The sequence below is a fragment of the Diaphorobacter sp. MNS-0 genome (assembly GCF_019602835.1).
Taxonomy (GTDB): Bacteria; Pseudomonadota; Gammaproteobacteria; order Burkholderiales; family Burkholderiaceae_C; genus Diaphorobacter; species Diaphorobacter nitroreducens.
The window spans coordinates 1,405,100-1,431,528 of sequence record NZ_CP080761.1; the positions used below are offsets into that span (position 1 = coordinate 1,405,100).

Here is a 26,429-nt window from a genome sequence, read left to right on the forward strand (position 1 = left end):
CTCCGCGATTGCACATACAAGCTGGATAACCTCATGCGCTTGCGCTACGAACGTACCTCTTAGCGTTGGCGAACTTTCCGTTTAAGGTGCGCTCAGTGATGCCCATGGTGCCGCCGTAGTGGGCGACCAATGCAGAGACAAGGGCCTCCTGCGTTTTGAAGCTGGAATAGGGCACGCCTGAAGGCGACTGGCTCAGCATCAGCGTCAACATCCCTCCAATGATGTTGAGATAGGTCGTTTCCGCCCGTTCGCTGATCTCGCATTGCTTGGATGCCAACAGCACCGAGGATTGCTTGAGTAGCGTGTCGTGCTGCTCCTGCAGTTCTCGCATCTCACGTCGGGCTTGTTCAAGCGCGGCCTGAAGGGCCAGCCGCTCCACGAGGATCGCCTGTCCTGTTTCCATGGTGATGAAAGGATGCGCCATGCGTTCGCCACGGCTGAACAGAAATCCTGGCCGGTGCTCGGGATAGTGGGTGCGCATCCAGCGTTTTAGATCGACATGGCGAACAGTCAGATCCAGAGAATTGAGCAGCTTCGGATCATTGAGCGTGATCCCGTTCTTGCCGTAGGGCAGCTCTCCGTTGAGGATGCCGTCATAGATACGTTCCGAGTGCAGCCGGCACTCATTCCATCGAGGGCAGTTCAGCGACCGAGGCAGGACACGCGGTGACGCGATCGTGGCCAGGATCATCGGGAGATACCGCAGCAACCCAGCCCATCGGATGGCCGCCTCGATGGGACGATAGAACACCTTTGATGTTGAAATGTCCTTGTGCATGGCTTCGTCTCCTTTCAGGTGCGCTACATCACCGGCTCCTTTCTTGCCCAAGGGCTGTTGTGTCGTTATGGCCTGCGACGGACGCTTGAGGCGATGCCCTAAGCGAAGGCGGAGGAGGCCATTGGCGTCCGCCGCAGGTGGCCTTGTCTTGCTTGATATGCAAGAATCGATCAGTTGCCGGCCCATCGAGCGATGAGGACGCAAGCTCGATATTGGCGCTCACGGTACCAGCGTCATAGGTGGCGCAAAGCCCATCAAGACCGATTTGGTATGGTCTGATATCCAGACGGTTCAAGACCAGCGAGTTGAAGCGTTCGACGCCCCTACGTCCAGTTGGTGACTGGAAATCAGCGGTTAGTGATGCATCGCTCCACATGCTGATATATCGACAAAGTATCTGCCGCAGTACCAGTGACCCTGCCAGGTTGCCCCAGCACATAGGAGACGGAGATGGCTGAACATTCCCATGAACATCAACATCACACATCCGGTCAGATGGGTAAGCACGGCCGACCATACGCCAAGTTCTGGGTGAACATGGTGTTGGGCCTCGTCGTCATGTACTTCGTAATGTTCAGCATGATCGACGGCGCCAGGGACTTCAGAAACAATCTCAACATGCTCTACATGGCGGTCACTATGTGGGCGCCAATGGGCATCTTCATGCTAGCGACAATGCCCGGCATGTTTCCAAACCGGCGGCTCAATCTCGTGCTGTACGGCTTGTTTGCCGTTCTCACACTCGGTTCTTTTGCCGCGACCCGTGCTCAAACCGGAATCGGCGATCGACAGTTCATCGCGTCTATGGTCCCGCACCATTCGGGAGCGATCCTCATGTGCCGCGAGGCGCAGCTCTCAGATCCGGAACTCGTCAACCTATGCCAAGCGATTTCCGATGGCCAGCGCGCGGAGATCGAGCAGATGAACCGGATTGCTGCACGCCTTCGTTGAGGCTGGCTGGGGGTGGTCGTACTTTTCGTGCAGATTGGTGCGCTTTCGCCTGAAGCCCAACATCCATGCGGGTTCCCGCGGGTCGCCACCCCCGCAAGCTGATCACTCAGTTGGGTTGACGGAAGCCGCGGCGGTACATTGACCGCCCACCTGCCGCTGCCCAACCCCATGCCCGCCTTCGCCCTGCGCTTCGTCGGCCAAGAGGCCTTGCCGCCTCGCCTGAGTGAGTTTGATCGGGAGCAGTTCTTTTCGCTCACGTCGGCGGACGTGGCGGCCCTCCGGGAGCAGTTCCGCAGCGACCGCCGCCTGCCCGCCGCGCTGATGCTCATGTTCATGCGCGTGGCCGGCCGACCGCTCGACGGTTTCAACGTGCTGCCCCGAAACCTCCTCCGGCACACCGCCCAGGTCCTGGCCGTGTCGCCGCCGTCCATCGCCAGCCTGCGGTCGATCTACAAGCGCCGGCAGACCCTCTTCAAGCACCAGCTCTGGGCCAAGACCTATCTCGGCCTGCGCGAACTTGCAATCGACGACGAAGTCGCGCTGACCGCGGCCCTGCTGGCCCAAGCAGCCGACGCCTCCCACGCCGATGACCTGGTCCAGTCGGCCAGCCACTGGCTGTTCACGCGGCGCATCCTGATCCCAGGAGCGCGCCGCCTGCAGGACTGGGCCCGAGATGCATTCGCCGCGGTGGAGGCGCAGATCCTCAGCGCGGTGAATGCCGCCGTACCACCGGCAGCGGCGCAGAAGGTTGTCGACGCCGCATACAGCACGCGGCCGGGCACCGACACGACGTGCCTGGAGTGGCTCAAGACGCCGTCCAAGCGTCACGGCCCGAGCACCCTTGCGGAGACCATCGACAAGGTCCGCTACCTGAAAGAGCTCGGTGCCCACGACTGGAACCTGAATGCCGTGTCGCTGGCAAAGCAGCAGGCCTATGCCCGTCAGGTCCAGGCCAGGCGCCCCGTGAAGACGCGGGAGATCAAGCCATCGCGCCAGCTGATCGAGTTGGTGTGCTTCCTGCGGGTGACGCTGCTCGAACTCACCGATGTCGCCCTCTTGCAAACCAGCCGGCGCAGCCAGCAACTGTTCCGCGAGGCGGCGGACAAGGCGCAATCAAACCGTATCCGGGGCACGACAGGCCTGATCCAGCAGGCGGCCAAGGCGCGATCCGTCCTGTACGACGAAACGAAGACCTGGCAGGCGAGAGTCCTGGAAGCCAGAGAACTGCTCGCCGAGCTCGGCGAAGCCGCCAGCGGCAGCTTCGTGTCCTTGGTTCGCAAGGCCTTGGCGGAAGACAGCCAGCGCGTGCGCGCTTGCCTGGGAGCGCTGAAAGATCTGGACCTCGGTGGCCGCCCCGGCGATCCGGGCTTCGAACAGTGGAAGTCCTGGACGGATCTGCAGCGCAAGGGTGTGACCGAGCTGAAGGAGGGCGTACCGCTGCCAGATGTTGGCACAGCCTGGCACGGCCTGGTCCGCGATCTGGACCCCCGCTCAGGGTTTCGGGCGTTTGAGGCCTGCACGATGATGTCGCTGCGCAAGAGCCTTCGCCGAGGCAGTGTCTGGCTGGACCACTCGCTGAGTTTTCGGGAGCGAGACCAGATGCTCATCCCGCCGGCGGATTGGGTCTTGCAACGGGACGAGCAGGTTGAGTTGCTGGGCATGCCCAAGTCGGCGGCCGAATTCCTGGAGCCCCTGCTGGCCAACTTGATGGCCGCTATGTCTGCGGTGGCAGAGGCCCAGCGGCGCGGCAAGGTCGAGATCGGCGCCGACGGCATGCTCCACCTGCCTGCGATCACGGCACTGCCGGATCAAGGCGAGCCGGTGCGCACACGCGAGACCATCTACAACTTGATTGGCAGCGTACAGTTTCCGGACATGCTGTTGGAGGTGGATGCCGCCACCGGGTACAGCGAAGCGCTGCTCGGCCACCGCGCGCAGTCCACCGGCGAACTCGTGGCCCTGTACGGCGCGTTGCTGGCGCACGGTACCGATGCGGACGCCAAGGGCGTGGCGTCGATGATCCCTGGTCTGGAGCCCACACAAGTCACTGTGGCCATGCGCGCCTTGGAAGGAAGTGGCCGCCTGCGCCGCGCCAACGAGCGCGTGGCCGAGTTCCAGAGCCGGATCCCCATCGCGGCACTGTGGGGCAACGGGGACAAGGCATCAGCCGACATGATGTCGCTGGACGTTTCGCGCCACCTGTGGAACGCCCGTGTGGACCCACGCCGGCGCACCTACGCCGCAGGCCTCTACACCCATGTGCGCGACCGCTGGGGCATCGTCTACGACCAACCCATCGTGCTCAACGAACGACAGGCCGGCGTCGCCATCGAGGGCATCGAGCAGCACAACAGCGCGGCGGATCGGATTCGGATCTCGCTGCTGGCGGTCGACACGCACGGCTACACGAATCCGGCGATGGCCATCTCCAAGCTGCTGGGATTTGACTTGTGCCCCCGCCTGCGGGACCTGGCCGAACGAAAGCTCTACCTGCCTCGTGGATTCACCGTGCCCGATGGCTTGGAAGTCGTCACCGTTCGGCGCGTGTCTTTGGCCGCCATCGAGCGCGGTTGGGATGAATTGCTTCGCCTGGCGGCGTCAATCCGCTCGGGACGTGTCTCCGCCACGCTGGCATTGCAGCGCTTCGGGTCGGCTGCCCAGGGGGATCCACTGCACCGGGCGGCGGAGCACCTGGGCCGGCTGCTGCGAACGGTGTTCCTGTGCGACTACATCGCCATCGAGGACTTCCGCCGCGAGATCCATACCTTGCTGAACCGTGGCGAGTCGGTGCATCAGCTGCAGCGCGCCGTGTACTCAGGCAAGGTGGCGCCCGAACGCGGCCGGCGGCGGGACGAGATGAAGGCGATCTCCGGCTCACACGCCCTGCTGACGAACATCGTGCTGGCCTGGAACACTGCCCGTATGCACGAGGTGGTCGAGAGGCTCAAGCGAGACGGGATCCCAGTCGAGGACTACTGGCTGCGCCGCATCGGCCCGGCGCACTTCTCGCACATCAATTTCCGCGGCACGATGAGATTCGGCATCGAGAAGTTCGCGGCGGCGCTGATCCAACGCGTGCCGGGCCAGGCAACTCGGTCTGCTTCGTGACGGGACCCGCTCCCGCACACGCAGAACTGGAAGAAGGTCAGCCGGCGGAGTTGACAACGGTTGTCAAACCGCCCAAGATGCCCACATGAGCCGACAAACCATGAGTTTCGCCTTGCCCGAGTCGATGCGCGAGTACATCGACAACCGGGTCGCCGCCGGCAACTATGGCAACACCAGCGAGTACATCCGCGACTTGGTCCGGCGCGACCAGGAAGAGCAGGCCAAGAAGCGGCTTCGCGACCTCATCGAAGAAGGGCTGGCATCCGGGCCCGGCCGGCGTCGCACCAAGGCGGACGAGAAGGAACTGCTGGCGATCGCTCGCGGCGAGATCGATTGAAGCCGGCGGTTCTGCGCCCGCAGGCGCTGCGCGACCAGCAGGGCGAAGTCCGCTACTACCGCAAGGAGGGTGGCACCCGCGTGGCGGTGAAGGTGGCCAAGGCCACCAACGCCGCGCTTGACCAGATCGAACTCGACCCTGGCATCGGCTCACCGACGCTCGGAAAGCTTCTTGGCATTCCAGGGCTTCGGACCTGGCGGGTCGCAAAGTTCCCGCTGCTGTGGTGCTACTTCGAACGCGGAGATGACCTGGATGTCGTCCGGCTGCTGGGCGAGCGCCAGGACCTCGCAGCGATCTTGGGCGATGAGTTCGCTTCGAACTAACGTTACTCACGTCGCGGCGGGCGCAGGGCCGGAGCTCAATGACCGGTCTACGGCAGACTGTTCGTCGAGTTGGCTGGCCGAAATCGACCCGTTGTAGTCAGTCGTATCGCGTCTAAGCAGACGTTCGCAAGTCGTTAGCTCGCGCATCACATGTACCTGTCGATTGACAGCGGCGGAGTCACTCAAGCCGGGGTCGGCCGCGCGCAGACCGGCAAAGAAGCTGCACGCTACGGCATCGAACTGATCATCAGCGCGGCTGAAACATGATGAGGCCCATGCCCGTCAGCGCGACGGCGACGCCCGCCACGTCCCATGCCGTCGGCCTGATGCCGTCCACGATCCACAGCCAAAGCAGCGCGACGCCGATGTAGACCCCGCCGTACGCCGCATACACCCGCCCCGCCGCCGTCTCGTGCAGCGTGAGCAGCCAGGCGAAGAGGGCCAGGCTCGCCGCCGCCGGAACGAGCAACCACGCGGACCTGCCCTGCTTCAGCCACAGGTAGGGCAGATAGCAGCCAACGATCTCGGCCAGGGCCGTGGCGATGAACAGGGCAAATGTCCTCATGGGGTCAGCGTACCGCCAAGTCGGCCACCAGCCTTGCCTTCAGCGCTCGTTCGCGGATCGCGTCCTCGGATTCGGTCGCCCAGGTGAACGTGCTCTTCCAGGCCCAGACCATGCCGTCGAGCCGGACGAACCGCACTTCGCCCGCCTTGCCCGCGACCGTCGTCGCTGGACGCTGCCCCTCGAAGTCGAAGGCGATCGAGTGCGAACCCGGCTTCAGCCGGTAGCGCACCATCGTGTTCGGCAGGGTCTCGACGGCGGCTCCGCCGTCGGCCTGAACCTTCACGAAGTTCCGGCCGTCGCCCCAGTTGCGCCGCACGACGTACACGGTGAGGGCGTTCGGGTCAGGCGCGAACTGTTTGGCCTGCGCATCGGCGTTCAGGCTCGGCGCCGGAGCCGTGGTGCAGGCGATCACCCGGCCCTTGTTGGTTTTGTGGCAGTACGGGATCTCGACGGTGGGATCGGGTGCGGGCGGCGTGGCGCAGCCCGCCAGCAGCCCAGCCACCAAGACCACCGAGGCACAGGTCAATCGGTCGGCAGTCATGGCGTTCACTTCACTGTGAAGCGTGCGGTGGCGGGCTTGCCGCCGACGATCACGACAGCGACGGCCTTGGTGCCGGGGCCGACCTTGAAGCTGCCGGAGGCTTCGAGCTTGTCGCCCGCGGGCTTCAGCTCGACCTCCTGCTTCTCGGTGCCGGTCAGCAGCGTCACTTTCGCGCTGGCCTTGGACACGTCGGCCGGCTTGCCGTGGTCGCGCAGGTAGAGCTGGATCACGGTGGCTTTGGCCACCAGTTCGTAGTCCATGTCCTTGACCTCGACCACGACGCCGCCATGCAGCGGCTTGTGCTCGTGGGCGTGGTTGTGCTTGTCGCCGGCGGCAAAGGCAGAACCAGCCAGGGCGAGGGTGATGGAGGCGAGGATGGATTGCGTCTTCATGAGAGTCCTTTCAGGGTTTGGGGGTGAACAGGAAGCCGCTCAAAGCGCCTCGGCGTCCTTGTCGTCCATCAGCGCTTCGGCCGGCTTGCGCCCGAAGAGCCAGAACATCGCGGGCGTGAGGAAGGTGTCGAGCAGGGTCGAGCTGATGAGGCCGGAGAAGATCACTACGGCCACCGGGTGCAGCACCTCGGTGCCGGGTTGCTCGGCCTCGAACAGCAGCGGGGCCAGCGCAAAGGCGGTGACCAGCGCGGTCATCAGCACTGGGCTCAGCCGCTCCAGCGAGCCGCGCAGGATCATCTTCTGGTCGAAGGACTCGCCCTCGAAGCGCATCAGGTTGATGTAGTGGCTGACCTTCAGGATGCCGTTGCGTACCGAGATGCCGGCCAGCGTGATGAAGCCGACGAGAGCGGCGACGCTCAGTGGCTGGCCCGACAGCCACAGGCCGATGACTGCGCCCACCAGCGCCAGCGGGATGTTCACCATGATCAGCGCCGACAGCGCCGCCGACTTGTAGCGGCTGTAGAGCACCACGAACATCAGCGTCAGCGACACGATGGACAGCAGGCCGACGAGCCGCGAGGCCTCCTCCTGGGCCTGGAACTGGCCGCCCAGGGTGATGAAGTAGCCCTCGGGCAGTTTCGTCTCGGCCACCACCTTGCGGATGTCGGCCACGATCTCCGACAGCGCGCGCCCGGACGCATTGGCCGACAGCACGATGCGCCGCTTGCCGTCGTCACGGCTGATCTGGTTGGGGCCGTCGCCGTCCTCGATCGCCGCAATCTTCGACAGCGGGATGCGCCCGTTCGGCGTCTCGATCAGGATCTGGCCCAGGCCTTCGACCGAACGCGCCGACTCGGGCAGCTTGACCACGAGTGCGAAGCGCCGGCCTCCCTCGACGATCTGGGTGACCTTCTCCCCCTCGACCAGCGCCTGCAATGCGGAGAGCACCTGCGGCGCCGGCACGCCGTACTGCGCCGCGGCGGCGTAGTCGATGCGCACCTTGATCTGCGGCGCCAGCACCTGCTTCTCGATCTGCAGGTCGGCGATGCCTGGGATCGTGGCCAGCTTGGCCCGCAGGGCATCTGCCTGGCCTCGCAGCGCGTCGAGGTCCTCGCCGAAGATCTTGATCGCGATCTGCGAGCGCACGCCCGAGAGCATGTGGTCGATGCGGTGCGAGATGGGCTGGCCGATCTCCAGCGCAGCCGGCAGGTTGATCAGGCGCTTGCGGATGTCGGCCTTGATCTCGTCCATGCTGCGCGTCAGCTCGGCGGTGGGCTTGAGGCCCACGTCGAGCTCGCTGACGTGCACGCCTTCCGCGTGTTCGTCCAGCTCGGCCCGGCCGCTGCGGCGACCGACGTGCGTCACCTCGGGCACCTGCTTGACCAGTACCTCGGCCTGGCGTGCCAAGGCCGACGACTCCGTCAAGGTGACACCCGGGTTCAGGCGCAGGCCGATCAGCAGCGTGCCCTCGTTGAACGGCGGCAGGAAGGTCGTCGGGAAGAACGGCACCGCCACTGCGGCCACCAGCACGGCCGCACCGGCCGCCGCCATGGCGGCCTTGGGCCGGTCCAGCACGCCCTGCAGGCCGCTGCGGTAGCGTGCCTTCAGCCAGGCCAGGACCTTGGTGTCACCGTGGTCCAGGTTCTTCATCCGCGGCAGCAGGTAGAAGCTGAGCACCGGCGTCACCGTCACCGAGACGATCAGCGAAGCCAGCGTCGAGACGATGAAGGCGATGCCCAGCGGCACGAACAGCTTGCCCTCCAGCCCCGGCAGTGCAAACAGCGGGATGAAGACGAGCACGATGATGACCGTCGCATAGAGGATGGCCGATCGCACTTCCATCGTCGCGTGCGCGACGATCTCGATCAGGTGCAGCCGGCTGTGCGGATGGTTGGCCCGGTCGGCCTTCAGCCGCCGCAGCACGTTCTCGACACCCACCACCGCATCGTCGACGAGACCGCCGATGGCGATGGCCAGGCCGCCCAGCGTCATCGTGTTGATCGACAGGCCGAAGTACTTGAAGACCAGAGCGGTGATGAAGATCGATACCGGAATGGCCGTCAGCGCGATGACGGTCGGCCGCAAGGTGCCGAGGAAGAAGAACAGGATCACCGCGACGAAGATCGAGGCGCCGATCAGCTTGCCCTGCAGCGTCGTGATCGAGGCCTCGATGAAGCTGGCCTGACGGAAGGTGACGCGAGGCGCCTCCATGCCGGCCGGCAGCGAAGCCTTCAGTCCGACGAGGGCGTCTTCGATGGACTTGGTGAGCGCGATGGTGTCGGCAGTCGGCTGCTTCTGGATGCCCAGGATCACCGCCGGCTTGCCCTCAAATCCTGCGTCACCGCGCTTGAGTGCCGCGGCGAACGTGACCTCGGCGATCTGGCGCAGGAGGATGGGTTGGCCGCCCTTGGCCGCGAGCGCGAGGTTCTTCAGGTCGTCGAGCCGGGACGTGCGGCCGAGGTTGCGGATCAGGTACTCGCGGCCGTTCAGCTCCAGGAAGCCACCCGAGGTGTTCGACGAGTAGCCCTTGAGCGCGCTTTCGAGCTGGTCGTGCGTGATGCCCAGCTCGGCCATGCGCGCGGTGTTCGGCTGCACCTGGAACTGCCGCACCTCGCCGCCGATCGGGATGACCTGCGCGACGCCTGGCACCGAGAGCAGGCGCGGTCGAAGCACCCAGTCGGCGTACTCGCGCACCGCCATCGGGCTGATCTTGCTCGGATCGACCGGAATGGCGATCTGCATGATCTCGCCCATGATCGAGCTGATCGGGCCCATGCGCGGCACCACGCCTTCGGCGATGCCTTCCTCCATCGAGGACAGCCGCTCCGACACCAGCTGCCGGGCGCGGAAGATGTCGGTGCTCCAGTCGAAGGTGACGTAGAGGAAGGACAGGCCGGCCGACGAGGTCGAGCGCACGCTTTCGACGCCGGGCAGACCGTTCATGGTCGTCTCCAGCGGGAAGGTGATGAGCTGCTCCACCTCCTCGGCGGCCATGCCGCCGGCCTCGGTCATGATGGTGACGGTCGGCTTGTTGAGGTCGGGGAACACGTCCACCGGGGTGCGCGAGAGCGTGAACGCGCCGTAGGCCATCAGAACGACGCTGGCGATGATCACCAGCAGCCGGTTCGTCAGGCTGTTGTCGAGTAGCCACTTGAACATGTCAGCGCACCTGGTTGATCAGGGTGGCGCCTTGGGTGGCGATGCGGTCCCCGGCCTTCAGGCCCGATGTGACCGCGACGTTCACACCATCGAGGGCCTCGGTCGTGATGCTGCGAGGCTCGAAGCGCTCGGGCGAAGTCTTGACCCAGACGACGGTCTGGTTGGCCGGGTTCTTCATCAGCGACGCGACCGGGACCGCGATGCCCTTGACCTTCTGCTTCGTCTGCACGAAGACGCGCACGGGTTGTCCTACGGCCAAGCCGTTCAGGGCCGCACCCTGAGCGCGGAAGCCCAGCGGCAGCGCTTGCTCGCGCAGGCTGCGCGCCGCACCCAGGTACTCCAGCGGCACACGCTGGTCACCGACTGCCAGCGTGGCACTGCCGACATTGGCCGCGAGCGAGGGCTCGAAGGCCAGTGCCTCGATGCGCAAGCGGCTCGGGTCGATGATCTCGAACAGCAGTTCGCGGGCATCGACCACCTGACCGGCCACCACATGGGCCGAGGCGATCACGCCCGACACCGGGGCCACCAGCGCTTCCCGCGTTGCCAGGCCGCCGCCAACGGCCGCCATGCGCTCGGCCAGGCTGGCTGCCTCGCTTTCGGCCGCCTCGATGTCCTTGCGCGGCACGGTATCCGACAACTCCTTCAGCCGCGTCACGCGCTTGTCGGCGAGCGACTTGGCCGCGCGCAACTCGGCCAATTGCGCGGATTGATTCGATCTCTCGATGGGCGCGGTCGAGGGCACCACGTAGGCCAGCACCTCGCCCTTGCGCACCACCTGTCCCGGGTTGGGCAGGCCGCGTGGACCGGGCTCGATGCGGCCGGCGTTCAGCGGCTGCACCTTGCCGCCGGCGTTGGGATCCATCAGCACCTTGCCGTTCAGCTCGACCGAGCGCGGCAGCTCGGCCTCAGCAGCCACCATCGTACGTACTCCCAGCTGGCGCTGGGCCGGCTTGGGCAGGAACACGCTGCCGTCGGGCTGGCGTTGGGGGCCGTTTGCGCTCGGCGCAGCGGGTGCGTCGCCGTGGTCATGGCCTTCCCCGGCCTGCGCGGTCAGTGGGCCCACGAGTGCCAGCACCACGCCGAGCCAGGCCAGGCGATGCAAAGAAGCGCGCTTCATGCTGCACCTCCGGCGCGAACCTGGCGGGCGGCCATCAGGCGTCTCCCGCCAAATACCAGCACGGCAAGGACGGCCAGGCCGCCGGAGGCCCATCCGCCGACCTCCTTCCATGAAAGTTCATGCGCAGGCTCGTCGGTGTGGGCGGCCTCGTGCAAGTCGAGTTCGCCGGCCAGCAGATCGACCTCCGCCCCAGCGGTCACGGTCGCGGTGATCGGCAGCACGCCGGGCTTGGGCGCTTCCTTGAGCACCACTTCATACGCGTCGTCGCCATGGGCCTCGGCCTTGAACTTGGTCCCGTCGATCTCGAGTTCGATCTGCGCGCCACGCACCGGGGTGTTGTCGACGAATCGGTCGAGGTAGAGCGTGACCTGCTTGCCATCGAGCACGCCGACGAGCTCGAAGGTCTCGGACACCGCCGCAAAGCGGGGCAGCGCGGTGCCCGTGGCGGCCGGGGCGGTGTCGCCGTGGTCATGGCCATCGCCGGCGATGACCGGCAGGGCGTTGCCGAGCAGCACGGATGCAAGGCAGAGCGCAGCCAGGGAGTGGGAAGACTTCATGGGATGGGATTCCTGATGGGGTTCGCTGAGCGTGTTCGTGGGGGCGTGTGCCGTCGGCTCACTGCGGCAGCAGGCCCAGGGCCTGCCGCCACGCCGAGATGGCTGCGGCGAGTTCGATGCGGGCGCGCACGGCCTGTCGCTCGGCGTCGGCGGCCTCGGCCTCGATGCGCAAGCGCGTGGGCAGGTCGGATTCGCCCAGGCGGAAGGACTTGTCGAAGAAGCCGCGCGATTCGCGCGCCAGTTGGGCGCGACGATCGGCAGCGGCCAGCTGCGCCCGCGCCGCGTCGGTGCGCGCGCGAGCGGCTTCGCGCTCGCCCGCCAGGCGGGCACGTTCCAATGCCATCTGCGCCTGCAGTTCGACCGCCTCGGCGCGCGCAGAGGCCACGCGGGCATCGTGCCGGGGACCGGCGCCGAAGGGGATGCGCACACCGACCGTGAAGGTCTGCTGGTAGGACTCTCCGTAAGTGCCCCGATCGCGGGTGGCGGCGATGGTGAGTTCCGGGCTGGCGCGAGACTGCGTGGCCGCGAGTGCAGCCACGCCGTCGGCGACGGCGGAGCGGTCCTTCAACGAGAGCAGTTCGGCATGCGTGTCCAGGCCGTCTGCAGGACCGGTCGCCGTGGACGGCTCGGGTTCGGCGTCGGCGCCGGGCGCGGCGCTGGGTGCGGCAGCCGCTGGCATGGCGACGAGGGGACGAAGCTGCTGCCAGCCGGCCGTGAGCGCGCCTTCGGCCTGCGCCACGGCCGCTTCGGCCGCCGCGACGGCGCCGTCGGCCTGGTGCTGGTCGGCACGGGCCAGGTCACCGGCTCTGAGCCGCTTGCCGACATCGGCGGCAATGCGTTGAACGTTGTCGAGCTGGCCGCGTGCGGCATCGAGCTCCACACGGGCCCGCTGCCACGCCCACCACGCTTCGCGCACAGCGGCAGCCACGCGCAGCTGTGCCGCCGTGGTACGGCTCTCGATGGCACGGCCCTCGGCGTCGGCCAGGGCCTGGCTGCGGCCACGTTCGCCCGGCAGCCACAATGGGATGGCCACGCCGACCTCGACCTCACGGGTGCCGAGGTTTCGGTTCAGGCGGTCCGTCTTGGTGGACAGCTCCATCGCCACTGGCTCGGGCGTCCATGCTTGGGCCGCGTCCCGCTGCGCGCGTGCCGCGTCGCGCCGCGCTGCCAGCGCTTGCGCTTCGGGCTGCCGCGCCCAGGCGGTTTCGAAGGCTGCTCGCAGCGTGGGCGGGGTCGGCTCGCTGGGTGCAGCAGGGGTCTGCGCACGCGCTTCGATCGCGACGCCCATCAGCGCTGCGGTGAGTGCCGTACTGGCTACGGTCGCCAGGGTGGCGCGGGCGGCGTGATGCCAGCGCCCGGCCGGCATGATTCTTCTTCGGTGCATCCGATGCTCCAGTGTTGAAAACAACCCACAGGAGATCGGCGAGAGTCGACGCTGAGGAACTCAGGGTCGGATCGGGCCTCGAGCGGCGCCGCTGACCCATGTGTCGGGCGGCGCGCACGCAGGCGCGAACGGGCTTCAGAAGGAGAAGGAACCCGCCTCGCCGATCAGGCGAGGGGCAGCCACTGAGGGCGTTCGGGCGGGCTTTGCGCGAGGGTTCGCACGGTGCCTTCGACAGGCGTTACCGGGTGGGAGGCCAGAGTCAGCGGCGAAATGTCGCCCATGGGCGCGGGCATGCTGGCGCAGGTGCCGTGGCAATGGCCGCAGTCGAAATCGAACCCAGCCGGCGCGCTCTGATCTGCCGGCGCGCTGCCCTGGTCGGCCGTGGCCTCATCCGTGTGCTGGTGCTCGTGATGGCCCAGGTGCTGAACATGCTGGCCGGTTTCGTGCCCGCAATACGCCGCCACTGCCGCCCAGCTGAACTGGAGCGGCAGCAGGGCGAGCATGAGGATCGCGAGCCAACGGCGCATGAAAAGAGTCTAGCAGCTACAGAGTTTGAGACGGGTTCGCCGGGCTGATCGCCGTGACCGGCATCACCACTTTTCGGCGCGGATGCGTCGGACCTGGGCGTTCATGCGGTGCCGGATGACCTGCGTGAAGAGCCAACGCTTGAGGCCGGAGAGGTTCGAGCCGTGGCGCGCATAGAACTCGTCCGGGCTGTCGAACACGCCGAAGTCGTCAGCGATCCCGTCCTTCTGGATGTACGTGTCCTGGCCGCGCCATTCAACGCCAGGCGCCGACAGGTCGGGCGTGGCCGCGCCGTAGCCGCAGAACCGCTGTCGGACCGGGAAGCGCCGCTGCAGGCTGGTCAGGTAGGGTGCATCGAGGATGAAGCCTTCCAGGTTCACCCACCGTCCCTCGAAGGCCACTTCGACCCAACTGTGGATGATGCGTCGCGGTGCCAGCACATAGGCGAGCCCCGTGATCGCACCCTTCTGCAGCGGCTTGTCGATGGTGAAACCGTGGAAGCGGCAGGCAATGCCCACGGCGCGCAGCAAGGCCATCAGCAGCGTGCCCTTGGTGTTGCACTGGCCGATGCCATCGGCCAGCACCGCCGATGCCGGCAACTCGTCGCCAGCGTTGTAGCCGAAGGCGATCTCGTTGCGCACGAAGTCGTAGACGGCGCCGATACGGTCATACATCGGCAACGGCCGCCACCCCCGCTTCTCGACCAGCGCTTCGATGGCGGGGTGCGTGAAATCGAGCAGCCGCGTGGGCTGTAGCAGTTGGGCTTTGGCCTCCATGGTCGCCTCAGCTTCGTTCGGGGTTTCGCAACAGGCGCAGGCCGTTGAAGACCACCAACAGGCTGGCCCCCATGTCGGCGAACACGGCCATCCACATGCTGGCGTTGTCGAACAGCGCGAGCACCAGGAAGACGGCCTTGATGCCGAGAGCCAGCGCGATGTTTTGCCACAGCACGGCGTGCGTGCGTTGCGACAGGCGCACCGTCTCGGCAATGCGCCGCAGATCGTCGTTCATCACCACCACGTCGGCCGCTTCCATCGCGATGTCGGTGCCGGCAGCGCCCATCGCCACGCCGATGTCGGCCTGCGCCAGCGCGGGTGCGTCGTTGATGCCGTCGCCGGTCATCGCCGTCGCCCCATACTGCTTCTGCATGGCCTGGATCGCGGCGAGCTTGTCCTCGGGCAGCAGGTTGCCGCGGATGTCCGTCAGACCGGCCTCGCGGCCGATGGCCTCGGCGGTGGCCTGGTTGTCACCGGTCAGCATCACCGGCGTGATGCCCATCGCCTTCAGCTCGCCGATGGCGGCGGCCGACGAGGGCTTGATCGTGTCGGCCACCGCGAAGAGCGCCAGCACCCCGGACGCGGTGGCCAGCAGGCTGACCGTGCGGCCCGCTTCCTCGTGACGGTGGAGCACGGCCTCGATCTCGGCGGAGCACTGGCCGCGCTCCTCGATCAGGCGGTGGTTGCCCAGCACGTAGCGCTGGCCGCCGATGTCGGCTTCGATGCCGCGCCCGGACAGCGCGGCAAAGTTGCGGGCCTCGACGCTGTTCGGCGTCAGCCCCGCGGCGATGGCGCGCGACACCGGGTGGTCCGAGTGCGCCGCCAGCGCGGCTGCGATGTGTTCGGCCTGCGGCTTGGGCAGGCTGGTGGACAGCATCTCCCACTCGACGAGGCGCGGCCTGCCTTCGGTGATGGTGCCGGTCTTGTCGAGCGCGACCGCCTTGAGCAGGCGCGCCTGTTCGAGGTGGACGCCGCCCTTGATCAGAATGCCCCGCCTGGCCGCCGACGCCAGCCCGCTGACGACGGTGACGGGCGTCGAGATCACGAGGGCGCACGGGCAGGCGATGACCAGCAGCACCAGCGCCTTGTAGACCGCGGCCAGCACCGTCCAGCCGAAGAGCCACGGGCCGGCGATGGCAACGGCCAGTGCCAGCACGAACACCGCCGGTGTGTACACGGCCGCGAACCGGTCGACGAAGCGCTGCGTGGGCGCACGGCTGCCCTGGGCCTGTTCGACCGCGTGGATGATGCGGGCCAGCGTCGATTGCGACGCCGCGGCGGTGACACGGCACTCGATGGTGCCGGTCTGGTTGATGGTGCCGGCGAAGACCGCATCGCCCGGCCCCTTGTCGACCGGCAGGCTCTCGCCGGTGACGGGCGCCTGGTCCACGGCGGTGCTGCCGTCGGTGACGATGGCATCCATGGCCACGCGTTCGCCCGGCTTGACCCGGACCGTGGCGCCGATAGGTACGCTGCCGACGGGCGCGGATCTCCAGGTGCCGTCGGGCTGCCGCAGGTCGGCGGTGTCGGGCGACAGCGCCAGCAGGCCGCTGATTGCATTGCGCGCGCGGTCGACGGCCCGCGCCTCGATCAGTTCGGCGATCGCGTACAGCGCCATGACCATGGCCGCCTCAGGCCACTGGCCGATCACGAAGGCTCCCGCGACCGCCACTGACATCAGTGCATTGATGTTCAGGCGGCCGTGCCGCAGGGCGGACAGGCCCTTGCGGAACGTGCCGAAGCCGGCCAGCCCGATGGCCGCGGCTGCAACGGCCAGGCCAGCCCACTTGGACCAGGGCGCGTCCGGTGCCAGGAAGGACAGGGCCTCGGCAGCCGTCGCAAGAGCGAGGGCAGCCAGCAGGCGGGGCAGGCCGGACCCGGTTGCTGCGTCGTGGCCGTGATCCGATCCATCACCGGCGTTGGACGACTCCGTCGCGTCGGGCCAGGCGTGAACCTCGAATCCGGAGTTCCGGATGGCTTCCACTGCCGCCAGCGCTGCCTGCGGCTCGCCGGCTATGCGCAGGCTGCGCTCGCCCAGCTGGAAGCGTAGCCCCAGGACGCCGGGGATGCCCTCGACAGCGCGACGGATCTCGGACTCCTCGCTGGCGCAGTCCATCGCCGGAATGCGGAAGCGCTGGCCACCACCCAGGGGGACCGAGGCAGAGGCAGCAGGTGCGTGGTCGGAAGCGCCGCAGCAGGCGCCGCAGCCAGCCGGTTGCAGTGCGCCGGCCGGATCCGGCTTGATGTCGTGGGGGTGATCGTGGGCCATGCCGACATTGAAAACCCTGAAGTGGGTATAGAGTCAAGGTGCGTCGCGAACTGTCACCGGCACAAGGGGAACCGCACATGCGCATCGGCGAACTGGCCCAGGCCAGCGGAACGCCCATCGAGACGATCCGCTTCTATGAACGAGAGGGGCTGCTGCCGGCCGCCGCGCGCACGGAGGGCAACTACTGCATCTACACCCCGCAGCATGCGGATCGGCTGGGGTTCATCCGCCAGTGCCGCAGCCTGGACATGACGCTTGACGAGGTGCGGGTGCTGCTGCGTTTCAAGGACCAACCCTTGGCCGATTGCGGCGAGGTGAACAGCCTGCTGGACGAGCACATCGGCCATGTGGCCGAGCGGATCAAGGCCCTGCGCGCCCTTGAGAAGGAGCTGAGGGCGCTGCGGGCGGCCTGCCCCGTGCCTCATGCCTCTGCCGACTGCGGCATCCTCCAGGGCATCGATCACGCAGGTGCGAAACCTGCGGCGGCTTCCAAGCGCCATGTGCGCGGCGCTCACTGAGCATTGCCTGGGGTCGGTGAGCGACGGGTTTCTGGTGCTGGCGGGGCCGACCGCTTGTGGCCGATGGCTGGTCTCCGCGAGCGGCAGCTTCCTGGAGCCTCAGTTGGGGCTGCACCCACCTCCCGGGCATCGAACTTGGGGTCTATCGTGATCACCTCGGCGTGCAACGGCACCCCGTGCTGAGTCTGCCAAGACTCTCACCGCGGTGAGAGTTCGCTGGCGAGCATATTCATCAGCAGTGATGCCAAGATAAACAACATTAGCGTGGCATGCATGCCGCGGGTCTAAACTGGCGCGGATGGAAAACGCGCTGTCAGCGCCGCCCAGCATGCTCACAGCCCCGACCTGGCCGGACGAGGCTTCGTTGGCCGCATTCCGCGCCTGGCTTCAAGGGGTGCCGACCCGCGCCGCGGTGGATCGCTATTTGCCTGATCGCCGGACTGCCGGCGCATCGGCGCGCTCCGTGATCGGGCGGGTGAAGCGCCAGCTCGTGGCCTTCGCGACGAGCCGTGCGCAGGCGGAACTGGCTTCCACACTCGCGGCGGCCAGTCCATCGGATCGGAAACTCGCCAGGGCAGCGACAGCCGCCATCGAGACGCTGCGAGGGATGCCGCGGCCGCAGCCCCTCATCGGCGACGCCGTCGAGCGCTGGCTACCCGTGCGGCTCGTGGACGTACTGCACGCGGCGGGCATTCGCACGCTGGCCGACCTGACCCTGCGCGTGCCCAGGCGCCGGCGCTGGTGGGCCGGCATCGCGGGGCTCGGGCCGGCCGGCGCCCGCCACATCGAGGCATTCTTTGCCCAACATCCTGCGCTCACCGAACGCGCTCGCGCGCTGATCACAGTGAACCAGGCGCAGGAACTGATCCCCTGGGAGCGACTGGTCGTCCCCGACGACGTCGATGGCTCACGGGGTACCTTCCGAGCGCCGCAAGCCAGCTGTGCGCTCGACGCCAGCAACGATTACCAGGCCGTGAACGCCTGGCTGTCGCTGCACGAGTCGGCGGCGACCCAGCGGGCCTACCGCAAGGAAGCCGAACGGCTGATCCTGTGGGCGATCGTCGAGCGAGGGCGGGCCCTTTCATCGCTGACCACCGAGGACGCCATTGCCTACCGCGCCTTCCTGCGTCACCCGGGCCCTCGCGCGCGCTGGGTCGGCGCACCACAGCCGCGGTTGTCGCCCGCGTGGCGCCCCTTCGCGGGAGAGCTCTCGGCGCGCTCCGCGGCTTACGCGCTGTCGGTACTCAACGCCCTGTACCGCTGGCTCATCGAGCAGCGCTACGTGCTGGCCAACCCTTTCGCCGGCGTCAAGGTGCGAGGGAGCCGGCCGGCGCAGCTCGACACGTCACACGCGTTCACCGAGCACGAGTGGAAGCTCCTCCGGGTCGTCGCCGACGGCCTGGAATGGTCCTACGGCTGGAGCGAGCCGGCAGCGCAGCGGCTGCGTTTCATGCTGGACTTCGCATACGCCACGGGCCTGCGAATCAGCGAATTCGTGGGCGCACGACTCGGCGCGGTCGACTCGGACGCACACGGCGACACGTGGATCGGGGTCGTCGGCAAGGGACACAAGGCCGGCAAGGTCGTGCTCCCGCCGCTGGCCCGGGCCGCCCTTGATCGCTACCTCGTTCAACGGGGGCTGCCCGTGACGCCTTCGAAGTGGCGTCCATCGACCCCGCTGATTGGCAGCCTTGGAGAGGATGGAAGTGGGATCTCCTCGTGGCGGCTATGGCGAGTGATGAAGCGGTTCTTCGCCACGGCGGCCGAAGTCGTGGAGGAAGCCACCCCGGCCCTTGCCGAGAAGTTGCGCCTGGCCACGCCGCACTGGACGAGGCACACGCATGCCACCCACCTGCTCGAAGGCGGCGCCGAGCTGACCACGGTGCGCGACAACCTGCGGCACGCCTCGCTCGCCACGACCTCGATGTACCTGCACACCGACGATGCCCGACGGGCCAAGCAGGTGGCTGATCGGTTCGCGGTGCCGCGTTCGTAGCCTAAAGTTGTCTCGCCTACACGCACACCGCATCACCCATGCAGCCAATCACCTGCGACGCCTGCCGTCAGCCCGCGCTCAGCCACGATGTCGTGAACTACGGGTCGACGGAGGGCGGCTACCGGCAGCTTTGCGGCCGATGCTTCAACGAGGCCGCCGCCAGCCGCCTCGGTCTGCATGGGTTTGAGCACGTGGTCTTCGAGCCCGTGCGCATGATCGACGGGCGTGGCGTCGAGCACGAGTTCCGGTTTCGCACCCGACTGTTCGGGCCCGGTATGGCGATCGACGCGTTCGAGCTGCGCGATGGCTGCCCGGCCGGGTATCGGTTTCAGGTGATCGGCGAGCCTGACGACGACCCTCTGGAGTTGCTGGGCAAGCTCATTGGCAAGATGCGCCGGGCCCTGGCTCTCACGCATCTTGAGGACACCGACCACGGGCCGCAGGTGAACGATCGCCTGATCCTGCGCGGCACCGTCGACAGCGATCCCGACGAGGACCACCGAGTGCCGATGGTCGTCATCGATGGTCGCGAGATCTCCTGGGACGAACTCGGCCGCATGGTGGCGGCCTTCGAGGGCTGGCAGTTCAAGCTGGAGTTTCGCGACCGAAGCGACGAGGTCTGACCCGGCAGATCGCGGGAAACCGCAGGGTGCGGCCTCATAGGGTGCCTGGGACGAAGCGCACCAATCTGCACGAAAAATGCGAAGCGCCCGAAAGTGCGGGAAACGTAAGTGCTTGTCGTGCAACGGGTTTTCGGAGCAAAGCGCACCAATCTGCACGAAAAGTACGACTACCCCGGCTGCCACTACACTGGCGCCGCGTTGCGCTCCGGCGAAGTTAGCCGCAGCGATGTAAAGATGAGTACTTGCGGTGTTCCGATGCCGGCGGTTGTGTCCTACAGCCGTCCAGGTGCCAGGCAGTCCACGCGACACCACCCCGCGCTGCCTGCGGAGCGAGCGCAAGTCATGATCGTCGCAAGTTGGAGTTCGATAGCGAACCCGCTCAGCAGCTGGACGCATCAGGCGTAACGACGGGTGGATGGATCATCCTTGGACGCTGGTGGAAGTGGTTGGATGAACTTTGTTGCCGAGGGCGAAAAACAAGGCTATAATTGAGTTCTTCGCTGATCACCACAGTGGAGAAAGTGATTGGGAAACAGAGACTTAGCGCTCTAGTGCATGACTCGTTTCCCGCTCCATATCCAGGAAAAGGGGAGGCAATGCTTCCGCTTTTCATCAAGGCGCAAGACCTGGCGCGGTAGCAAAGCGGTTATGCACCGGATTGCAAATCCGTTTAGCCCGGTTCGACTCCGGGCCGCGCCTCCAGATGGTGTTATGTAGAGGAGGCGCAAGCTTCTTCAGAGGGTCAATTGGAAGCCTAATGGTGGAAGATTGATGCTACAATCAAAGTCTTTCCGGTACCAGTTGGTGGCGGAAAATGCGGGAATAGCTCAGTTGGTAGAGCGCAACCTTGCCAAGGTTGAGGTCGTCGGTTCGAGACCGATTTCCCGCTCCAAAATTTGAAAGGGAAGCTACGGCTTCCCTTTTTTATTGGTCGAAGTGCTGGTGCAAGAAGTCGGTTCGTCTGTGGTGTTGCGCAACAATGCCGGCCCCGCTACTCTGTCTTCATGGCTTGCATACCGACCGGCGCCCCGATGGTGAAATTGGTAGACACTGCGGACTTAAAATCTGTTTTGTCAAGTCCTTTCTGCTAGAACTACCGAGCCAGAAGGTCAATAGTGACAACAGTTTGCGGGCATCCGAGCTGTAGCTTTGCAGCTAGGCTTGACGGCCAGGGGCCAGCTAGGCGCCAGTAGATGGAGGTAGGTGTTTTCAGTGCGTTGAGCACTACGCCCGAGTGGTGAAATCGGTAGACACAAGGGACTTGAACAATTTGAGCCTTCGGGGGGAAACGCCCGAAGTGAAGCCCGTCAAAGTCGGCGAACGCCCTGGATGCTCTTGCACCCGAGCCAACGCCGAGCCAAGCCCAAGCTGCCGCTTGGGAAGGTGTAGAGAGCAGACGGCGGGCACCTACGGCCGCAAGGCTATGGTGAAGGCGTGCTCCAGACCACGAACGCCCTGCGTTGAGCAGGGCGGCGGCGAAAGTCGAAGTGGTAAGAAAATCCCTCGCCGAAAGGCGTGCCGGTTCGATTCCGGCCTCGGGCACCAATCCAGAGCCGCCCCTGTTCACGCAGGGGCGGCTTTTCCGTTCTTGGGCTGTGTGCGCTTGAATCCCCGATCCCCCGCCATGAACGCCTCCAGCATGTGCGGGATCAGCGTCACGGCATCGATCGCCTCGCCATATGCCTGCGCGTGCAGCGCGGCGTAGCGGTCAAGGTCGGCTTTCAAGCTGGCCGGGCAGGCAAATGTCAGCTTGACGTTCTCGATCTTGGGCAGTGGCCCGAGCCGCAGCTTCTTGGTCGTGCTCATTGCGAAGTTCCCCGATTGAAGAACAGCGGCTGGTACGGTCGCAGCACCAGATCCCGGTTGACGATGATGCGAACCGGCAGGCCGGGCCGGCTGGTCAGCGTCGGCTGGATATTCATATTGCGCCGGGTGATCTCCTGCCCGACCTGATTGATGCTGTCCTGGGCGCTGTCACGTCCGGCGATGACGATGCGGTTGCCGTCCTGGCGGTTCTCCGGCGCGGCCAGCTCTGCGCCGACGCCAAGCAGCGTCGTCAGCACCGCACCGGCAAAGATGCGGTTCCAGTGCCAGTCCACGTCATCCTCCAAGCCCGCGTAGCCGGCCGGGTCGGTGCCGACAAGGTTGTCGAGCGTTAGCGAGGACGTGTCGGGCAGGATGATCCGGTTCCACACCACCTGCACGCGGCTCTGTCCGTAGCTGACCTGGCTGTTGTAGCGCCCGAGGATGCGTGACCCCTGGGGAATCAGCAGGAACTTGCCGGTGGCCGTGTCATAGACCGGCTCCGTCACAGTGCCGATCACGTCGCCCGGCAAGTCCGACTTGATGCCTGTCACCAGCGCGCCGGCGATCACCGTTCCGGCCATCACCTGATAAGGCGACGCGGGCAGCGCCAGATTGCCGGAATTGCGGGTTTCCGTAGAACCGGCTTTCAGGAACGCCTCCTTCTGGTCTTGCCGGTTCTGCACGGCGGTCGGGTCGGCGGGCTGGGCCGCCGTCGAGGCAGGCCCAGCAGCGAGCGGATCGAAGGCCGCAAGCGTGCTTGCAGTCCCCGGCGCTGCCTGCGCGACCGTGGCGGCGGTCTGCCCTTGGCCGCCCGAGCGGAAGAACACCGACGAGGCCGCCGCCGCGTCCGCCTCCTTGCGCAAGGCATCTTCAGGATCATGGCCTGGCGGCGAATAGCCCGGTGTCACCGGCTGCTGCGAAGCGACGATGGCCGGGCCAAGGTCGCCGGGCAACGGCGGCCCCAGCTCGGGCACATCGGGCGGCAAGGCTGGTGGCAGCTTCGAGTAGTCCGTCGGCAGCGCATCCAGCCCTTCGGACTTCGAGACGCGATCGACGTTGTAAAGCTCGGCCTGCTCGCTGGTCCCGCGCCGCTGCGGCTGCAATGACCAGATCGTGGCCCCGAGCACGGCGACCGACAGGCCGCCGGCGAGGATGGCCAGCGTGCGCCGGTTCAGGCGCGTGACCGGGCGCGGCTGGGCGCGCAGCGCCACCGCCTCGGGCGCTACCTTGCCCGTCTGCGGCGTGGCGAGGTCGGGGGTGTCGTCCTGGCTCATGGTCAGTTCCTCCGTGCAACGCCGTCCGTGCGCTCGATTCGCACCACGTCGCCCTTGTCCCCGCCCAGGCGCAGTTCGGCGGCACCGAACAGCCGATCCACGATGTAGTACGGCGAGCGGAAGCGGTAGTTGACCAGTTGCCCGTCGCCTTCTGGCCCGATCACGAACAGCGGCGGCAGCTCGCCTTGCGCGATGCCGGCGGGGAACTGGATATAGACCTTCTGCCCGTCGTCGAAGGCGCGCAGCGGCTTCCACGGCGGGTTGCTACCGCTGACCGCGTAGCGGAAGCGCAGGTTCTCCAGCGCCAACCCGGTATCGACAGGCGCGGCGGCATTGGCCGCCTGCGCCTGGCGCCGTAGCGCCAGCATCTGGTCGCGCGGATACTCCCAGGACACGGACGCCATCCACGTCTTCTCCGTCGAAGCCAGCTCCAGCAGGTACGTCCTGCGGTTGGTGGTGATGACGAGATTGGTCTTGAGGCCCGAGCGGATCGGCTTGACCAGCACATTGACGCGCAGGTCGGCACCGCTACCGCTGGACGTGTCGCCCACGATCCAGCGCACGGTATCGCCGGCGGCCACCGTCACCAGTTCCTCGCCCGGCTGGAGCGAAACCACGGTCACACGGCCGACGGCCGCATAGACCTGATACAGCGCGCCATCGGTGAAGGGCCAGACCTGAATCGCATTGACGTAGCCCTCGCGCGTGGGCGCGACGCGGGCCTCGGCATTGGCGCGCGAGACGCGCACCTTCTCGTCGGCCGGCTCCGGCGCGGGTTTGGCGTCCTCGAGCGGCTTCAACTGCGCCGGCATTGGCAGCACCTCGGGCACGGCCACCACTTCCACCGGCGCGGGCGGCTCCGGCAGCGGCTGCGCCTGCACCGGCTCATCGAGCGAGATGGTTGGCGGTGGCTTGCCCTGCGAGGCGCAGCCCGCGAGGGCGAGCAGGATCGCCGGCAAAGCGGATTTACGGAAAAGATCATTCATGGCTTGGCTCCTTCGGAAGAATCCAGTTCGCGGCTCCACGACAGGCCGTTGACGTAGATGCCCAGGGGGTTCTTGCGCAGGCGTTCTTCGGTGCGCGGCGGCTGGAGCACGATGGACACCACGGCCGTCCACCGCTCCAAGCCCGCCGCGGCGCCGTTGACGTAGCGGCGTTCCGTCCAGCGCACGTTGAAAGACGTGTCGCTTGCGCGCACGACGCTGGTGATCTGCACCGTCACCGACTCCTTGCCGATGCGCGCGAACGGGTCGTTGACCCGTGCGTAGTCGTTAAGCACAGCCGCGCCCTTGTCGGTCGTGTAGTCGTAGGCGTCCAGCCAGTTCTGGCGGACGACGATGGGGTCGATGGACAGCGAGCGCACCAGCGTCACGAAGCGCGCGATGTGGTGCGCGGTCTGCGCATCGTTGGGTCGGTATGGCGTGGCGGCTTCGTCCACGGCGCGTACCTGGCCCGCGTTGTCCACCTCCACGACGTAGGGCGTCACGATGGACTGCGCCGAGCGCCACACCAGGCCGCCGGCCATCAGCAGCGCAAGCGTCAGGCAGCCGAAGGCCATCAGGCGCCAGTTCTTCGCCTGCACGCGCGGCGAGCCGATGCGCTCGTCCCACACCTGGCCGGCAGCTTGGTACGGCGTGGCAGGCTGCGGCGTGTCGGCATAGCGCACCTGCGGCTTCTTGAATCGCATGGTCAGTTCTCCTTGTGAATCGCTTTAGTCGTCGGCGCCGCGCAGGCTCGGCCCCTGGCCGGAGCCGCCGCCATCGCCACCGCGTAGCGCGTGGGCGGTGGTGGTCGCGGCGTGGGTGAGTTGCTGGCGGCGATGCAGGCGCTTGGCCCAAGCGGGCTGTTCCTGTGTCTGCGCTGTAGCGGCACCGGATGCGACCTCGCCTGTGGCACCCTGACCGGATGCCGCGCCCGCGCCGCCATCGGCAGCAGCGCCATTCCAGCCAGCGCGGAAGGGAGCGGCCATGCGTTGCCCGGCAGCGGAAGCGCGGGATGCAGCGCCTCGCCCGGCTGCCTGCGCGCCGGTCTTGGCGACGTTGCCCAGGCCCGCCATCGCGCCCTTTGCGCCGCCGCCAGCGGCGGCGGAACCTGCTTGGAACGCCGACTTCGCACTGCTGGCCGCCGACGTGGCGGCGCGCGCACCGCTACCGGCCAGCTTGGCGGCAGCCGGGGCCATGCGCGCACCAGCAGCCACGGCGCCACCCACGCCCGTCGCGGCGGCACCGATGGCGACGGCCGTGCCGGCAGCGCCAACAGCAGCACCGGCCATTGCGCCAGCGCCGAGCTGCGGCGCACCAGAGACGAGGCCCGTGGCGATGCCGGGGCCGAAGATACCGAGCGCCAGCAAGGTGAGCGAGGCCAGCATGATGACCAGCGCGTGGTCAATAGACGGCTCGGCGGGATGGACTTGGAACTGAGCGAACAAGCCCGAGCCGATACCGACGATCACGGCCAGCACCAGAACCTTGACGCCGGAGGCCACCACGTTGCCCAAGACCTTTTCGGCGAGGAACGCGGTCTTGTTCCAGAGCGCGAATGGCACCAGCACGAATCCGGCGAGCGTGGTCAGCTTGAACTCGATCAGCGTGATGAACAGTTGGATCGCCAGCACGAAGAAGCACAAGACCACGACCAGCCACGCGAGGAACATCACCACGATGGGGTCGAGGTTCACGAACACTTCGGGAAAGCCCGCCATCTCGCCGATCTGCTCCAGAATCGGCGCCCCAGCGTCGATGCCGGTTTTCGCCAGCCGGCCCGGCTGCAAGAAGTTCTCCATCGTGATGGCCGAGCCGGTGGCGGTGATGCCCAATCCCGCAAACGAGCGGAACACGATGCTGGCCAGCCAGTTGAAGTTATTGATGATGTAGGCGAAGGCACCGACGTAGAGCACCTTGCGCAGCAGCTTGGCGATCACGTCCTCGCCCTGGCCGGTGGCATGGCTCATGGCCCAATACAGGCCGGCGATCGTCATGTCGATGACGATCAGCGTGGCAGTGAGGAACGCCACTTCGCCCCGCAGCAGCCCGAAACCCGAGTCGATATAAGCGGCAAAGGTGTTGAGGAATTGGTCGATGATGGTCACGTCATTCATGGCGTGTCCTCCGGTTCGGCGGGAACGGCCGGCGCCATGCCATCGGCCGGTTCCTCGAAGCTGGGCGGGATCGGCGGCAGGTCGGCCAGCGTCTGGTATTCATCCGGCCCGGCCTGGCCGGAGAAGAAGCGCCGCCGGAAGGCTTCGGCGGCGGCACGGCAAGCGTCCTCGCCCGTGGCCTGCATGACCTGTTGCGGATGGGCTGCGCATTGCGCGCGCAATGCCTTCAGCCGCACGGGATCGGCAGCCAGGGCATCGGCAAGGTGGTCGGCCGGCTGCTCGCCGCAAGCGGCCAGCAGCGCGACACACAGGACGAGGACGCATCGCATG

General features: G+C 66.7%; 24 protein-coding genes and 2 tRNA genes. 9 read left to right on the top strand and 17 right to left on the bottom strand.

Annotation, left to right across the window (positions count from 1 at the left end; all coding sequences use genetic code 11):
* Nucleotides 1-31: 31 nt before the first annotated feature.
* Complete coding sequence (locus K2L43_RS06795) at nucleotides 32-778, bottom strand: hypothetical protein (protein ID WP_003120040.1); 747 nt, start codon at nucleotides 776-778, stop codon at nucleotides 32-34.
* A 450-nt stretch (nucleotides 779-1,228) separates the two neighbouring features.
* Between K2L43_RS06795 and K2L43_RS06800 the strand changes: the two genes are divergently transcribed.
* The 4 genes from K2L43_RS06800 (at nucleotide 1,229) to K2L43_RS06815 (ending at nucleotide 5,497) form a co-directional block, all read left to right on the top strand.
* Nucleotides 1,229-1,729 carry a DUF305 domain-containing protein gene (locus K2L43_RS06800; protein WP_003098996.1) on the top strand — a complete coding sequence of 167 codons (501 nt, stop codon included), beginning with the start codon at nucleotides 1,229-1,231 and terminating at the stop codon, nucleotides 1,727-1,729.
* A gap of 168 nt (nucleotides 1,730-1,897) precedes the next feature.
* A complete protein-coding gene (locus K2L43_RS06805; RefSeq protein WP_041836223.1) occupies nucleotides 1,898-4,837 on the top strand; it encodes a Tn3 family transposase in 2,940 nt (979 codons plus the stop codon).
* Between the two features lie 85 nt (nucleotides 4,838-4,922).
* A complete protein-coding gene (locus K2L43_RS06810) occupies nucleotides 4,923-5,174 on the top strand; it encodes a type II toxin-antitoxin system ParD family antitoxin (RefSeq protein WP_011804706.1) in 252 nt (83 codons plus the stop codon).
* Nucleotides 5,171-5,497, top strand: coding sequence for a type II toxin-antitoxin system RelE/ParE family toxin (locus K2L43_RS06815; RefSeq protein WP_041835938.1), 327 nt, complete (start codon nucleotides 5,171-5,173; stop codon nucleotides 5,495-5,497). Before K2L43_RS06810 ends, K2L43_RS06815 begins: the two co-directional genes overlap by 4 nt.
* A 247-nt stretch (nucleotides 5,498-5,744) precedes the next feature.
* On the opposite strand, the gene K2L43_RS06820 is transcribed toward K2L43_RS06815, so the two are convergent.
* From K2L43_RS06820 to K2L43_RS06865, 10 genes are all read right to left on the bottom strand, one after another.
* Nucleotides 5,745-6,062 carry a YnfA family protein gene (locus tag K2L43_RS06820; protein ID WP_011804707.1) on the bottom strand — a complete coding sequence of 106 codons (318 nt, stop codon included), beginning with the start codon at nucleotides 6,060-6,062 and terminating at the stop codon, nucleotides 5,745-5,747.
* A gap of 4 nt (nucleotides 6,063-6,066) precedes the next feature.
* The gene (locus K2L43_RS06825) at nucleotides 6,067-6,603 is read right to left on the bottom strand and encodes a hypothetical protein (protein WP_011804708.1); all 537 of its coding nucleotides are present in this window, start codon (nucleotides 6,601-6,603) and stop codon (nucleotides 6,067-6,069) included.
* 5 nt (nucleotides 6,604-6,608) lie between these two features.
* Nucleotides 6,609-6,995 carry a hypothetical protein gene (locus K2L43_RS06830; protein WP_011804709.1) on the bottom strand — a complete coding sequence of 129 codons (387 nt, stop codon included), beginning with the start codon at nucleotides 6,993-6,995 and terminating at the stop codon, nucleotides 6,609-6,611.
* Between the two features lie 39 nt (nucleotides 6,996-7,034).
* Complete coding sequence (locus K2L43_RS06835) at nucleotides 7,035-10,154, bottom strand: efflux RND transporter permease subunit (protein WP_196995178.1); 3,120 nt, start codon at nucleotides 10,152-10,154, stop codon at nucleotides 7,035-7,037.
* A 1-nt stretch (nucleotide 10,155) separates the two neighbouring features.
* Complete coding sequence (locus K2L43_RS06840; protein WP_011804711.1) at nucleotides 10,156-11,274, bottom strand: efflux RND transporter periplasmic adaptor subunit; 1,119 nt, start codon at nucleotides 11,272-11,274, stop codon at nucleotides 10,156-10,158.
* On the bottom strand, nucleotides 11,271-11,831 hold the full coding sequence (locus tag K2L43_RS06845) for a hypothetical protein (RefSeq protein ID WP_011804712.1): 561 nt from the start codon (nucleotides 11,829-11,831) through the stop codon (nucleotides 11,271-11,273). The genes K2L43_RS06840 and K2L43_RS06845 overlap by 4 nt, the downstream gene beginning before the upstream one ends.
* Nucleotides 11,832-11,889: 58 nt before the next feature.
* Nucleotides 11,890-13,215, bottom strand: coding sequence for a TolC family protein (locus K2L43_RS06850; RefSeq protein ID WP_011804713.1), 1,326 nt, complete (start codon nucleotides 13,213-13,215; stop codon nucleotides 11,890-11,892).
* A gap of 164 nt (nucleotides 13,216-13,379) precedes the next feature.
* The gene (locus tag K2L43_RS06855; RefSeq protein ID WP_011804714.1) at nucleotides 13,380-13,742 is read right to left on the bottom strand and encodes a DUF2946 family protein; all 363 of its coding nucleotides are present in this window, start codon (nucleotides 13,740-13,742) and stop codon (nucleotides 13,380-13,382) included.
* Between the two features lie 63 nt (nucleotides 13,743-13,805).
* Nucleotides 13,806-14,516, bottom strand: a complete 711-nt coding sequence (locus K2L43_RS06860) for a transglutaminase family protein (protein WP_011804715.1) — start codon at nucleotides 14,514-14,516, stop codon at nucleotides 13,806-13,808.
* Between the two features lie 7 nt (nucleotides 14,517-14,523).
* Nucleotides 14,524-16,785: a cation-translocating P-type ATPase gene (locus K2L43_RS06865; RefSeq protein ID WP_220638729.1), complete on the bottom strand. Its 2,262-nt coding sequence runs from the start codon at nucleotides 16,783-16,785 to the stop codon at nucleotides 14,524-14,526.
* 77 nt (nucleotides 16,786-16,862) lie between these two features.
* Here K2L43_RS06865 and cadR point away from each other — a divergent pair, with 77 nt between their 5' ends.
* The 5 genes from cadR to K2L43_RS06890 all read left to right on the top strand — a co-directional run bounded on the left by cadR (nucleotide 16,863) and on the right by K2L43_RS06890 (nucleotide 20,814).
* The gene (gene cadR, locus K2L43_RS06870) at nucleotides 16,863-17,303 is read left to right on the top strand and encodes a Cd(II)/Pb(II)-responsive transcriptional regulator (RefSeq protein WP_011804717.1); all 441 of its coding nucleotides are present in this window, start codon (nucleotides 16,863-16,865) and stop codon (nucleotides 17,301-17,303) included.
* A gap of 298 nt (nucleotides 17,304-17,601) precedes the next feature.
* Complete coding sequence (locus K2L43_RS06875; RefSeq protein ID WP_196995177.1) at nucleotides 17,602-19,299, top strand: site-specific integrase; 1,698 nt, start codon at nucleotides 17,602-17,604, stop codon at nucleotides 19,297-19,299.
* A 38-nt stretch (nucleotides 19,300-19,337) separates the two neighbouring features.
* On the top strand, nucleotides 19,338-19,922 hold the full coding sequence (locus K2L43_RS06880; RefSeq protein ID WP_011804719.1) for a hypothetical protein: 585 nt from the start codon (nucleotides 19,338-19,340) through the stop codon (nucleotides 19,920-19,922).
* A 628-nt stretch (nucleotides 19,923-20,550) separates the two neighbouring features.
* Nucleotides 20,551-20,624: transfer RNA gene (locus tag K2L43_RS06885), tRNA-Cys, on the top strand.
* Nucleotides 20,625-20,738: 114 nt separating this feature from the next.
* A tRNA-Gly gene (locus tag K2L43_RS06890) sits at nucleotides 20,739-20,814 on the top strand.
* Nucleotides 20,815-21,485: 671 nt separating this feature from the next.
* On the opposite strand, the gene K2L43_RS06895 is transcribed toward K2L43_RS06890, so the two are convergent.
* The 6 genes from K2L43_RS06895 to K2L43_RS06920 are packed head-to-tail and all read right to left on the bottom strand — an operon-like array spanning nucleotide 21,486 to nucleotide 26,428.
* Nucleotides 21,486-21,728 (bottom strand): DUF2274 domain-containing protein, encoded by a 243-nt coding sequence (locus K2L43_RS06895; RefSeq protein WP_058907016.1) that lies wholly within the window; start codon nucleotides 21,726-21,728, stop codon nucleotides 21,486-21,488.
* On the bottom strand, nucleotides 21,725-23,002 hold the full coding sequence (locus K2L43_RS06900; protein ID WP_110140683.1) for a TrbI/VirB10 family protein: 1,278 nt from the start codon (nucleotides 23,000-23,002) through the stop codon (nucleotides 21,725-21,727). The genes K2L43_RS06895 and K2L43_RS06900 overlap by 4 nt, the downstream gene beginning before the upstream one ends.
* A gap of 2 nt (nucleotides 23,003-23,004) precedes the next feature.
* Nucleotides 23,005-23,988 (bottom strand): P-type conjugative transfer protein TrbG, encoded by a 984-nt coding sequence (gene trbG, locus K2L43_RS06905; RefSeq protein ID WP_220638730.1) that lies wholly within the window; start codon nucleotides 23,986-23,988, stop codon nucleotides 23,005-23,007.
* The gene (gene trbF, locus K2L43_RS06910; protein WP_220638731.1) at nucleotides 23,985-24,689 is read right to left on the bottom strand and encodes a conjugal transfer protein TrbF; all 705 of its coding nucleotides are present in this window, start codon (nucleotides 24,687-24,689) and stop codon (nucleotides 23,985-23,987) included. The genes trbG and trbF overlap by 4 nt, the downstream gene beginning before the upstream one ends.
* A gap of 24 nt (nucleotides 24,690-24,713) precedes the next feature.
* Entirely contained in the window at nucleotides 24,714-26,099 is a 1,386-nt protein-coding gene (gene trbL / locus K2L43_RS06915; RefSeq protein WP_220638732.1) for a P-type conjugative transfer protein TrbL, read from the bottom strand.
* The gene (locus K2L43_RS06920; RefSeq protein ID WP_220638733.1) at nucleotides 26,096-26,428 is read right to left on the bottom strand and encodes a hypothetical protein; all 333 of its coding nucleotides are present in this window, start codon (nucleotides 26,426-26,428) and stop codon (nucleotides 26,096-26,098) included. The genes trbL and K2L43_RS06920 overlap by 4 nt, the downstream gene beginning before the upstream one ends.
* Nucleotide 26,429: the final 1 nt, after the last annotated feature.